The organism is Eisenbergiella massiliensis (genome assembly GCF_003435485.1).
In genome coordinates this window covers 74,874-87,635 of sequence record NZ_QVLV01000025.1, presented here as the reverse complement: position 1 = coordinate 87,635, position 12,762 = coordinate 74,874, and the positions used below count along the sequence as shown (strand labels likewise).

The following is a 12,762-nucleotide window of genomic DNA, read 5'->3' as shown; positions in this document are numbered from 1 at the left end:
TTTTTCATAGGTTTATGGAGGTCGCTAGTGCAACTTACATGCAAAGTTCAGATTGTATTTCCCGGAACGGAATTCATTTAATAAAATCGCAAAAACAGGCGCGATCGGATAGGTCAGCAGAGCCATTGAAGATAATATAAGAGTATTCACCAATGCCTGATAAAAGTAACGATCATTTAACATTCTTTGAAAATACCGTAATCCGGCAAAATTTTGGTTGAAAATCGATGTACCAGGGAAATAATCATAAAAAGCAATCAACCATCCCCATAAAGGTACCAATGAAAATGCAACAACACAAAGGAAAAAGGGCACTGTCATCGTCAGTAGCATCCACCGCTGATTCTTGAAACAGTTTTTTATTTTTTTTCCAGACCACATATCTCATGTCCTCCTTCATCAAGTCAAAAAGCCTCACCATTCATTCCTTTCTGGCATGCTATACTCTTGGTAAATTACATGTTCCATTCTCTCCTCGTTTTTCCCATATAACCTGATGAACACTTCCAGTCTCACTAACCAGAACTACAGGCACATGCATAATTCTGCCATTCTTGTTTTCTTCAAAGATAAACTCGACCACAAAATGATAGATTGGTTTCAGCGGCTCATCAATGAGAATTTCATATTCCACTTCTTTAATCCCGGCTCCCATATGTGCCATTGTAAGAAAAACGGCTGCTTCATTTTGTGGCAAAACAGTACACCCCTCCCGATTATACAGATAGATATCAAGCCTGTCAGAAGTAATGGATTTTGATGTATTTGATAAAATCAATTTAATCTTTTTTCTTTCTCCCCGTTTGACCACTGGGTCCCCGCAGTAATCAATTCGTACATTTAAATATGGAAATTCATATTTCACAGTCTTCATTTCCAAATAAATATTCAAAAAATACGAACTCGCATAGAAATCTTTTGCCGTCATTAGGTCATTAACCTGAAAACTGAATGTCGCATTAGCTTTTTCATGTAAAGCCACTACCCTGTCTGTCAGTTCTTCGATCGTACCTGGTATCTTACCAAACATTCTAAATGGATCAATGCTGCAGGTAACAATTTTATGGCCAATGGGATCAATCCATTTTTTATCGAAAAACTCAATTCCTTTCATAATACCGAAAAGCGCCGCTATCGTACCGGAAGTACAATCTGTGTCTTCACCATAATGAAGTGCAGTTAACATTGATCTTTCAAAGTCTCCTCTGCCAAACAGTAAACCATAGATGATTATCATGATATTGGAAGGAACGTCCCATCCCATCCTGCCATTCTGATATCCTTTCTGCTCGTCTTCCTCAGAAATATAGTGGCATTCTAAATGTCCTATATAATTCTGCATGATATATTCCCGTGTTTCATCTTCGTTCATACCAGCTTCATATGTTTCAACCGCTTTCCTGATTCCTTCGCTGAGTTTACAGTCTGAAGGAATATAAGACAAACCGATCTCGATCAATTCACGAATATCATCTAAATAAAATGCCGCACTCTCCATGGCAGCTACAAATACTTCCGCATAGACCCCTTGCCCATCACCATGATCAATAACAGCATCTTCAAAAGCATATCTTGCCGCCATTTCCGGTTGTCCGGGAAACAAACATGCCCAAATTTCTGAACGAATGTAAGCGCCGCAGCTATCCTTAAATTCATTGTTAAAGCTACCTGTCACTGGCGGCTGTAAACCTGTTCTTAAATTAGTTTTAGCTACTCCATATTCCGCATGAGTAAAAATCATAAATTCATTAAAATATTCCCCAAGATCTTTGGAGTTAATATAAAATCCCCTTTCTTCCAGGGCTAACAGCCATAGGATCTGAATATCTAAATCATCATTAGGTAATGGCTCTCCATTTAAATCATGTGTATAATAATTAACATTATTTTTACATCTTTTCCATTCCATTGGCATTCCCAGAGTTCCGCCAATATTTTTTCCCATCCAACACCCCATAATACGGCTGCGAAATTCATTTTTAGTCATATACGTTTTCCTCACTTTATTAATATTCTTTACATCGCCACTTTTACATGGACAGACAGTACTTTTGGTACTATCACACTTATGGTTGAAAAATAAATCCGTCACTGATTAATGGAAGATATTTCAGTTCCTGTCCATCCCTTCATTTTCATTATGCCTGATGTTATGATAATTATAAAAAAAATAAAAGCAGCCCGGCATCCAGATGATATCAATCCTGGTGCTAACCTGCTTTTATATTATCTAAGTTTTGAGCCAATAACATTTGCCAGATTTCGCTATGCTATTTGCTGGGTTATGGATTTTTTACTGACTCCCGAAATTCCTTCGGCGTTACTCCTGTTATTTCCTTAAATTTACGATAAAAATGATCAATTGTTTTATAACCGATCATTTCAGAAATCTGTGCTATACTTAATATATTTGATTGTAACAATTCTTTTGCTTTCTCAATACGCACAGTATGAAGATAGTCATTGAATGGCATATTAAGTTTTTTCTTAAAAACCTGCCCCAGATAAGCGGGTGTAACAAACAATTCTTCTGCCATTTTTTGGATAGTCAGGTTCCTGTTATACTGTTCATCAATTATTCGGCACATTTCGTTTACTATCCGTGAACCCGCACTCAGCCGTTCTTTTTTTATCCATTCAAACAACTTCTTGTAAATATCCACGGTTTCCAAAAAATCCTTTTCTTTTGTATTATTAAAAATTTGTGAAATTGGCAGATTCATTTCATCACTAAACTTCCACATTACATTTATTATCTTTTCGCAGGTAATATAACGACATATCTGAGGCAGTCCTTCCTGTAATATCTGTTTTTCTTTTTCTCTCAAAATTGCCATCCCTGCATCCTCATCAGCATTAAACAGTGCAGATTGAAACGCACCTATGTCTGCTTCTGACAAAACCGGGTAAGAAGCACGAAAATCTAAAGTCGTTTTCGCTTTTCTGACAGCTGCAAGTAATTCATCCTCATTGATTGGCTTTAGTAAGTAATCCAGAGAATAACTCCGAATAGCTTTCCGGGCATATTCAAATTCATTATATCCGCTTATAACAATATTTAATAATTTAGGAAATCGGTAATGTATCTGTTTTAATAAACTAAATCCATCTGTATCAGGCATACAAACATCTGTTATAATTAAATCCGGTACAGCAGTATCCATCATTTCCAATGCTTTATCTGGTCTGGTTGTATATTCTACGCTCTTAAATCCTTCCTGTTTCCAATCTATAATTTCTGCCATTCCTCTGCAAATATGTATCTGATCATCAATAATAAGTACTTTATACATATCCCTCACTCCTCATGCTCCAACGGTATAATTAATTCAATAACCCATCCAGTTCCTCCCTTTTCAAAAGGCATAATTCCTTCAATACCATATTCTTTACCATAATGATGCTTGATTCTTTCATCAACATTTAAAATACCAATACTATTCGTCTCTTTTTCATATCTTTGTCCAGAACTGTCATCCTTCAAACATCTTTCCATTTCCTCAAAAACCTCTTTGGGAGCACCAACGCCATTATCCGCCACCCATAATCTCATGATCGGTTTATTATTCTGGATTTCCCGGCTTGCTCCAACCCAAACATAGAGTTCTTGTCCTGTATGAAGATTATTATGTTTAATAGCATTTTCCACCAAAGGCTGCAAAATAAATTTCAGAACACAATATGACTTAAGTTCTTCCTGACAAACCAGTTTAAAATGAAGATTACCTTCCACAAGTCTGCTTTGCAGTTCCAGATATTCCGAAGTAAATTCAATTTCTTCAGAGAACTTAATCTTTTCCTTTTTCCATGCCAGGCTTTTTCGCAGCATTTGAGACATCAAATATACCATTCTGGCATTTTCTCTGTCCTTATTAGTAATAAGTTTCATCCGGATTACTTCCAGCATATTAAAAATAAAGTGAGGATTAACCTGACTTTGTAAAGCATACAGTTCAGCTTCTCTTTTTGATAATAATATATTTTTCATTTTTATATCATTTTTATAGTTAACTTCTATCAGTTCCTCAAGCCCCTTTACCATATAATTGTAGGTTTGCACAATTTCGTCAATTTCATCTTTTTTGACTGCCAAAGGAATGGTCATCATTTCACCCTTTTGGGCATTACGCATATAATACATAACTGTTCTCAATCTTCCAAACTGCCTGTTCATCTGCCATACAAAAAGAACGCACGATACCAACAGAATAAGTACTGAGCTAATAATTAATGCATTTCGCAGAGAGTAAACGCTCCCCCTTATTTGATTCGTTGGAATTAAAGAAATTATACGCCAATCTGGAAGCATAACTCCTTTACTTCTGAAATCATATGTAAAAATATACTGCTTTATCTCTCCATAAACTGCAGGCTGCTTTAGATTCGCTGCCTTACAAAGAGCTCCTCCTACTGCCAGATCTGAGTTCGTCTGACCAGCTATGCCCTTTTTATTGGAAGAAATAACCATTCCTTCATTATCTACAAGCATCAAAACCATTTTATCTGCATCCTGGATTGTCAGATACTGCTCCAAAATATGAGCCGAAAGAGTTAATGTAAAAACGCCGTACAGTCTGTCATTTATATCTTTAATTTTGACGGCCATAATTACATCTCCCGTTTTCTGATCATAGCTCCAAATCATTTGTCCATTAGCTTGTACGGCCTGTTGAAATATATCGGTTTGCCGCACTTTATCATCTGCATAAATATAAATATCATACCCCGGAATGAGATTTTCATTCGTGTAATAGATTTTTATTTTACTGCTCATATTTTCAAACCGAAACTCATTTGTAATAATAGGCTCAAGATAAGAATAGTAAGAGTTAATAGAATCCATATATGATTCATACTTACGTGCTGGATTGAGCAGACTTTTTAGCTTCGTGTCATTGCTGAAACGTAGACATCTCGTACTATTACTATCTAATTCTTTTTGTGTTAATTCTGCAATTTTTAAAAATTCGGTTTGATATAAGCTAATAAAGTCCTTTTCCATCTGTTTATTAAAGAAATATGTAAAAAAAACAATCATGATTATCATAGGGATCAATACCGTACTCCCATAGAATATCATAAATTTTCTTTGAAGACTTGTTTTCTTATCCAAGATGCATTCTCCTTCAGGTTGTCGGTATGACCTATGCTGCAGTTCGAATGTTTCTCCAACACTTAATTGATTTTTTCATTCATCTGCAAATAAAAATGAACCATCTGTAAATCTGCTGCCTCAATATTTTACTACACATCCATATTATATCAAATAAACAGAATAATAACAGTATGAAATATATAACAGCATTTCAGGAAGCACACAGTATAACATATATTAATATTCCCAAATAAAAACAGGCGATTTAAATTTTTCCTGTCGCCAGGATATCAATCAGCCACTGTAACATACAAAGAGACAGCCTTAACGGTCATAGACCGTAAGAACTGTCTCTTATCATAAATATATTTACAAAAGGAGTTAAAATATCGGCAACTGCTACATAAATATCCTGGTGTCGGGAAAACTATCTGATTTTTACCTGCCATGTGCTCCTGTTTTTATTTATACGCTCCGTTCCCGGCCGCGCAGTTTTTCATCCTTTTTTAAGCCTGCTCATCAAAATATCTGCACATATGCAGTATAATATCCCTGATCCCCGCCATCTCCCTCTCCGGCGGCAAAATATGATTGCTTACAAAATAAGCGGTCAGCCCGTCTATCTGCGACCACCATAACCTTGAAAAAGCGGCGGCGGAAGCAGGATCAACCTCCGGTCTGCTTTTAAGGATGATTTCCTCCACCATACCCAGGCTGACTCTGGCTCTTTCCTTCATTTTTTCCCTGAGCGCTTCGTTTTTCGAAGCCTCCAGCCAGAATTCAAAATTAATCCGCGCAAAAACCAGATCCTCCTGCGTCCATTGCTTTACACTTTCATCCCAGACACAGATTAATTTTTCCGCCAAAGACATATTATCGGTAATAACCCGGCTCAGCGCATCCTTAAGAGAAGGATTCTCCGTCAGCTCATCCCAATGCTCCGCCAGCCCGAAAAAGATCTCTTCCTTACTCTTAAAATAAGTATATACCAATCCCTTGCTGATACCCGCTTCCCTTGTGATATCATCAATAGACGTGGCATAATATCCCTTGCTGGAAAAAAGCCCTAAAGCGGTTTTTAAAATATCCTTCTGACGCTGTTTCTTTTTTTCTTCCGATATCTTAGGCACTCTGATTCCTCCCCATACATTAATTTTGAAGCTGTTCCTTTTCTCCCGGGCTGCTGTGAAAATCCATCCAAAATCTCTTGCAGCGATGGATTTCGGCGCTCCCGGATCACTTCCGCAGACCATATCTCAGGTATACGGTGTACAGCCCTTACATCGTGTTACTTTTATAACTATAAACCAATATAACAATTGTAATAAGAATAATGCTTCCCCCTGATATAAGGTAAAGCTGGCTGATGCTGAATTGATTAAGCACCACTCCGGTCAGCATATACGAAACCGGCTGAAGCCCTGCCGAACACAAAAACTGAATGCCCATCACCCTTCCCACAAGGAAATCAGGCGTAAGCTGCTGAAGCACTGTAATAAACAGCACATTTATGATTCCCAATAAAAGCCCTGCCGCAAACGCGGCGCCCAGAATCAGCAGCCTTGAAGAACCGAAGCTGAAAATACTCCATACAGCGCCCAGCGCCAGGGAACACCACAGTATCAGCCGGATGGACTGCCCGTTCTCCCTCCGCTTCATATTTCCAATGATAACAGCACTTATCAAAGAACCCAGCCCCGTCATGGACAACAGTTTCGTATATCCGTCCACCCCTTCGGGCAGACAGTTCATGGCCACGACAGGAAATCCGACCTGCTGGGGGCCAATGACACACAAATTCAGAATGGCCGTAAAGCCCAATAACAATAATAACACAGGCAGTTTAAATAAATCCTTATATGATCCCTGCACAGCTGCCCGGGAGCCTTCCGGAACCTCCGCCTGCCCCTGTTTTTCCATATATTTTACCCTTGAAAAAAGAAACAGTGCGGCAATGGAGGCCAACGCCATTAACACATAGGCATTATCGCTCATTTTTCCAATCACAATTCCGGCAAAAAGAGGCCCGGCCAGCAATGACCCCTGGCTGATGAACTGCATCACTGAATTTGCCTTCTGCAGATTTTCCCCGCTTACCAGCGCCGGAACCGCAGAATAAAGCGCCGGCAGGATAGCCGCGCTGATTCCTCCAAACAAAACCGCATATATAAAAACAGTATATTTATTTACCGCATTTACCTGATTCACAACAGCCAGGGAAACCAGCAAAATTCCCAATATCCCGGTCCCGCCCGTAAGCGTCCTGGATACCCCCGCCTTATCCGTCAAAAATCCTGCAACCGGCAGCAGAAAAATCCTCGGCACCACCATTGCAGTCATTACCGAGCTTAGCAACAATACGGAACCGGCCCCCTTCATAATTAATGATACCTGCAAAACACTGTATAATTGGCTGATAAGAAACAATATGGTACACCCGCTGAAAAAAATTATAACATTAACGGACAGAAACTGCGATCTTTTCTTCTCAAACATACTGCAATCCTCCTTAAAAAAACAAAAACTGATTGGTTAGTTTTTATTATACCGCTAATCTATAAATTTGCAAGTGTTTTTGTTAACAACGTTCTTTCCCCCTGCCTTTTCATAAACTCAGATATCTCTGCCAAAAAGGCGCTGCAGAATTTCTTCACCGCAGCGCCTTACATTACACAATCATTTAAAAAAACCTTTTTCCGACGGATATTTCATCCCAAGCCCGGCCCCTTGTTCCATTTCCGTATACAGCCCGGAAGAAATCGCTTCATAGCCTGCCAGATATCCCCGGGCGGTAAACACAATCGGAACCATCTGATCCTCCAAAGGCACCTCATACATTTCAAAAAATGCCTGAAGGATTTCCGTATTTCTTCCCGACCTGGTGTTGATCCTGATTATCTGCTGCGGATAGGAAACGCCGTCCACCACTACAGTATCCGGGAATAAATCCAGAACCTCCCCGCTGGTCCTGATACACTCCTCGCATACGGTCCGATAGAAATAAACAACAGACGAGCTGCCTTTTTCCAGCTTATAATCCTCAAGCTGCTGTTTTAACGTCTCATTTTTGGTGGGATCATAGACGCCTCTGCCATAAACAAATAAATCCTCCCCCGCAGTCAGATAGGCTTCCCGGATGGATGAACGAATGGAATCTGTCCCAAAATAAATATTTCCATTTACAGTCATAATCGGGTAAGTGAGAGAGCCTGCAAGTTCTTCCTGAAACCCCAGTTTTTTAAGTTCAGAATCCCTTATCTGCGCATCTTCTTTGCGAAATACATTATAAACGGACACCATATAAGGATACAGTTCGGAAACATCATCCAGTTCCTCCGATACTATTTCAAAAAGCTCTTTTGTTCCGTCGCAGGAAGCACAGGGCTGATTATAAAAAAAATGTATTTCCACATTTTCCGGCTGTTCAGGTTCAGCTTCTGCACATCCGGAAAGGCCAAACCACAAAAGCATGGAAAAGAAGCATATAAAAACCTTACGCATATTTGTCAAAAATCTGCCTCCGTTAAACTAACTGACATTCCCTCTTTGAGGATGACTTTTTTCTTCCTGCCCTTATAGCAGACAGTCATCTCCCTTTCCTGCGGCCTTGTTCCCTTCAGCTCTGCTTTTTCAAGCCTGCCCTCCCTGAAGTTTATGGCAACAGTTGCCCCGGCGCGCGTACGCAGTCCGGAAACCATGCCTGTTCCCAAAGCCCTGGGAAGCGCAGGAAGCAGAGCAATCTCATTTTCTGTGCTTTGCATCAGCATTTCCGCAATGCCTGCGCAGGAACCGAAATTGGAATCAATCTGGAACGGAGGATGTGCGCCGAACATATTGGGATAACACCCTCCTCCCTGCCGGTAATTCATGGGATCGCTTCCGTCCACAGGACGTAATTGCTTTTTCAGTATACTGTAAGCCTTTTCCCCATTGTGCAGATGGGCCCACAGCGCCACCCTCCAGGCCAGCGCCCATCCGGTGCTTTCATCCCCTCTCAGTTCAAGCGTCCGGCGGCAGGCCTCTGCCAGTTCAGGCGTTTTCTCCACGGAAATCTGCCTGCCGGGATAAAGAGGGTAAAGATGGGAAGAATGCCTGTGTGTCGGCTCGTTTTCCTCCAACTCTTCACTCCATTCAAGTAATTCGCCGCGTGATCCTATCTGATACTCCGGAAGACGTTCAAGCGCCGCTTCCGTTTCTGCAAGAAATTCCTGATCTGTCCCCAATAACCGGCAGCAGGCCGCAGCATTCCCCAATGTTTCCCGGATAATTGCCATCGTCATCGTGGTCGTCTGACTGACCGCGCATGGTTTGCCGTGATAGACAAACTGATTCTCCGGCGAAGTGGAAGGTGCAAAAATCAGTTTACCATCCTCATTTTCAACAAGGACATCCAGGAAAAACCGCGCCGCATCCCGGATAATGGGATAACCTGTCCGGCGCAGGAAATCCAAATCTCCCGAAAAAAGGTAATGATCATAAACATGCGCGCTTAACCAGCCTGCCGACAGAGGCCAGAAGGCATACACTGCCGTACCCTTCCCCCGGTTTCCCACCGGAGTGGAAAGACACCATATATCACTGTTATGATGCGATACAAACCCTCTGGCATTATAATGGATTTCAGCTGTTTTTCCTCCGCTGACCCTCAGGTTATTAATCAGCTCCATTAAAGGCTCATGCATTTCCGGCAGATTCACCGTTTCCGCTCCCCAATAGTTCATTTCCGTATTGATATTAATTGTATAATTGGAACTCCATGGGGCGCGCATATGCTGATTCCAGATTCCCTGGAGATTTGCCGGCTGCGTTCCCGGCCGGGAGCTTGAAATCAAAAGGTAACGCCCATACTGGAAAAGCAGGGCATAGCGCCCGGGATCCACATCCTTTTCCCAGTCGGCGAGCCGTTGTGGAATCGGCAGGTCCTCTCTTCCCGGCCCCAGGTCAAGGCAGACCCTGTTAAAATACTGCTGGTATTCCTTTACATGCCGTTCCAGAAGCCTGTCATACCCCGACTTCTGTGCGGCAAGCAGTTCCCTGAAACAAGGTTCTTTATAAGGTTTTCCCTCCAGGAACGGATGCCTGAACGGACCGTTAAAGCTTGTCCGGGCGGCCAGAAACAGTGTAACGCTGTCCGCATTGCTTACTTCCAGTCCCTCCGGCAGCCTTTTTACTTCCCCGCCCACAGGCTCAATCGCTAACACCGCACAAAACCGCATTCCTTTCTTTTCCGGAGCTTCCTCATAAATAACCGGATCCGGAGAATCAACATAGGATGGATCCACCTGTGAGGGAGCGATTCCGTCCAGGATCATTCTGTTTTCTTCCGTGGATACTTCTGCCCGAAGCTGGCAGGAAAAACCTGCTTTCAGGGAAACCATGCCGGGCCTGTCGGCTGAAATGCGCATCACCATAACCTGATCCGGCGCACTGACGAACATTTCCCGCACGTAATTTACCTTCCCTGCCGAATACTGCAGTCTGGAAAGCGCCTTCCCAAGATCCAATGACCGACGGTAGTTTTGGATCTCACCCTCAGGATGGACCATATCCAAGGTCAGTTCACCCAACGGCAGATAGCTCTGTGTGAATTCCCCAAGCACATTCTGTTCAAGGAGCGCCTGCGCCTCTTCATATTTCTTTTCCATGGCCAGCCGGCGTGCCTGCCTGTAGTATTCCGATGCTCCGGGAATATCGTGGTTCTGGGGATAACCTGACCACAGCGAATCCTCATTTAACGAAATTTTCTCCTGCTTTGTCCCTGACCATACCATTGCCCCCAGCCTTCCATTTCCCAGCGGAAGCGCTTCCTCCCAATAAGACGCCGGTTCTTTGTACCATAATTCCATAATCTGTTTCCCTTCCTTCCCTAAACCTAAGAACAAATATCTGTAACTAAAAAACAGCCAGGCTCCGGAGTTTCCCGGAAGCCTGACCGTTTTAACCGTTTTATCTGCCGGCAGCTGTCTTATATATTTCAATATAGCGATCAACTCTGTAAGAATCAAGTTCACTCAGATACTGATCCCAACCGGTTTCGATGTCACGCTCACCTGTAATAAACTGAACGGTAGCCATACGGACAAAACTATTCAGATTCGTCTGAATCTCAGCATAGTCATCTGCCATGTCCAGAGGAATAAATACCGTATAATCCAGCCTTTCCTTAGGAATATACTGTTCTACCTTCTGGGTATCAAGAGTAATACGCTGTTCATAGTTTCCGGGCTGATAAATATCATCCACCTCAGGAAGCATGGAAAGGCGGAAAGGAGCCAGGTCAGCCTGCGGTCCTACCATCATCGTGCCCTTACCAATCTCTGCATTCTGATCTTCTGTAAGAGAGTTTACAATATATCTGGCATCACCGCCAAATACGTTCTTAGTTCCTTCAGGACAATAATCCCAGCCAAGACCTCTTTCCCCATACTTACGTTCCATATTATAATCATCATCATAGAAGAACTCATCGATCAAACGGAAAGCTGCTTCCGGATACTTACAGGCATCTGTAATTACCGCATGGAATCCCTGTACTTCACCTTCATTCGCATTCTGTCCCTGACGTCTGAAGCCATCCGGCCCTGCCACGGGAATCAGGATCTGATAATTTTCTGCTTCTACAGGATCATTATTGTCATAACCCATACCAGCATGATCGCAGACATACATTCCAACCACATGGGGTTCTGTCCTGACTGTCTGTGCCAGCTGATCCTCCTTCTGGGTAAAGGAAGCACCATCAATCAGTCCTTCATCATAAAGGCTCTTAATATAACGCAGACCTTCACGGTAAGCATCTGTAGAAGGAGAAAATTCCACAGATTTTCCATCAGCGCCCAGGCTGAGCCAGAAATCAGGTTTTACTGTCTGGAAAGACATACCCATCAATGCGTATTCAACCATCGTATTCCAGGTAGTGGCGCCGAGCATACCGATTTCGTCTTTCTTTCCGTTTCCGTTAGGATCATCGTTTACGAAAGCCCTTAATACTTCTCTCAGCTCTTCGGTAGTTTCAGGCATTTTCAGCCCCAGCTTATCCATCCAGTCCTGACGCAGATAAATCTTGGGATATGCGCTGCAGTGATAGCACTCCGAGAAACGTGCAAATCCATAAATTTCTCCATCCGGTGCAACACATCTGTCCCTGTAGCTGGGATTATACTCAAAAACACGCTTCATATTGTTGCCATACTTATCAATATAATCCGTAATGGGAAGCAGGACCCCTTCCTTCACCCCATACTGCATAATATCCGACTTTGTAAATACCGTCGGCCAGTCAGTCAGAATAAGATCCGGATAATCCCCGCTGGCCAGCATCAGATTTCTCTTCTGGAGCGCATCGGAAAGAGGAGTTGAAATAATCTGAAGCTTGATATTGGATTTTTCTTCGATCTCTTTTACAAACCGGTTTTGTTCCCAATCAATATCCGCCCCGCCTTCAATCCATACCTTCAGTGTAATTTTCTCATTCATGATCGGCATGCCGGTAGCGTTAAAGCCTTCCGGTAAGGAGGTATCTCCCGCCTCAGCTGCTGCATTTGCGCCTTCTCCTCCGCCTCCTCCTGTATTACCAGCAGCGGTTTCTTTCCCCCCGGATGAACATCCTGCCATGCTTATTACCATACATGCGGATAACAGCAAGGCCAACACTTTTTTCTTCATAG

At 42.3% G+C, this 12,762-nt stretch carries 9 protein-coding genes; all 9 read right to left on the bottom strand.

Annotated features, from left to right (window positions below):
• Positions 1 to 24: 24 nt before the first annotated feature.
• The 9 genes from DXC51_RS24365 to DXC51_RS24325 all read right to left on the bottom strand — a co-directional run bounded on the left by DXC51_RS24365 (position 25) and on the right by DXC51_RS24325 (position 12,760).
• The gene (locus tag DXC51_RS24365; protein WP_117545563.1) at positions 25 to 381 is read right to left on the bottom strand and encodes an ABC transporter permease family protein; all 357 of its coding nucleotides are present in this window, start codon (positions 379 to 381) and stop codon (positions 25 to 27) included.
• Positions 382 to 439: 58 nt separating this feature from the next.
• Entirely contained in the window at positions 440 to 1,987 is a 1,548-nt protein-coding gene (locus DXC51_RS24360) for an ADP-ribosylglycohydrolase family protein (RefSeq protein WP_117545562.1), read from the bottom strand.
• A 295-nt stretch (positions 1,988 to 2,282) separates the two neighbouring features.
• The gene (locus DXC51_RS24355; RefSeq protein ID WP_117545561.1) at positions 2,283 to 3,293 is read right to left on the bottom strand and encodes a response regulator transcription factor; all 1,011 of its coding nucleotides are present in this window, start codon (positions 3,291 to 3,293) and stop codon (positions 2,283 to 2,285) included.
• A gap of 5 nt (positions 3,294 to 3,298) precedes the next feature.
• Positions 3,299 to 5,113, bottom strand: coding sequence for a sensor histidine kinase (locus tag DXC51_RS24350; protein ID WP_117545560.1), 1,815 nt, complete (start codon positions 5,111 to 5,113; stop codon positions 3,299 to 3,301).
• Between the two features lie 488 nt (positions 5,114 to 5,601).
• Entirely contained in the window at positions 5,602 to 6,225 is a 624-nt protein-coding gene (locus DXC51_RS24345) for a TetR/AcrR family transcriptional regulator (RefSeq protein WP_207660877.1), read from the bottom strand.
• 148 nt (positions 6,226 to 6,373) lie between these two features.
• On the bottom strand, positions 6,374 to 7,591 hold the full coding sequence (locus tag DXC51_RS24340; RefSeq protein ID WP_117531092.1) for an MFS transporter: 1,218 nt from the start codon (positions 7,589 to 7,591) through the stop codon (positions 6,374 to 6,376).
• Positions 7,592 to 7,771: 180 nt separating this feature from the next.
• Positions 7,772 to 8,605, bottom strand: coding sequence for a hypothetical protein (locus DXC51_RS24335; RefSeq protein ID WP_117531090.1), 834 nt, complete (start codon positions 8,603 to 8,605; stop codon positions 7,772 to 7,774).
• On the bottom strand, positions 8,602 to 10,941 hold the full coding sequence (locus tag DXC51_RS24330; protein WP_147331879.1) for a glycoside hydrolase family 95 protein: 2,340 nt from the start codon (positions 10,939 to 10,941) through the stop codon (positions 8,602 to 8,604). The genes DXC51_RS24335 and DXC51_RS24330 overlap by 4 nt, the downstream gene beginning before the upstream one ends.
• 100 nt (positions 10,942 to 11,041) lie before the next feature.
• The gene (locus DXC51_RS24325; RefSeq protein ID WP_117531086.1) at positions 11,042 to 12,760 is read right to left on the bottom strand and encodes an extracellular solute-binding protein; all 1,719 of its coding nucleotides are present in this window, start codon (positions 12,758 to 12,760) and stop codon (positions 11,042 to 11,044) included.
• Positions 12,761 to 12,762 lie beyond the last annotated feature (2 nt).

Bases quoted from the DNA above. Each gene is read 5' to 3' on its own strand.
- DXC51_RS24365 (WP_117545563.1), bottom strand. From the start codon at position 381: ATGTGGTCTGGAAAAAAAATAAAAAACTGTTTCAAGAATCAGCGGTGG.
- DXC51_RS24360 (WP_117545562.1), bottom strand. From the start codon at position 1,987: ATGACTAAAAATGAATTTCGCAGCCGTATTATGGGGTGTTGGATGGGA.
- DXC51_RS24355 (WP_117545561.1), bottom strand. From the start codon at position 3,293: ATGTATAAAGTACTTATTATTGATGATCAGATACATATTTGCAGAGGA.
- DXC51_RS24340 (WP_117531092.1), bottom strand. From the start codon at position 7,591: ATGTTTGAGAAGAAAAGATCGCAGTTTCTGTCCGTTAATGTTATAATT.
- DXC51_RS24330 (WP_147331879.1), bottom strand. From the start codon at position 10,941: ATGGAATTATGGTACAAAGAACCGGCGTCTTATTGGGAGGAAGCGCTT.
- DXC51_RS24325 (WP_117531086.1), bottom strand. From the start codon at position 12,760: ATGAAGAAAAAAGTGTTGGCCTTGCTGTTATCCGCATGTATGGTAATA.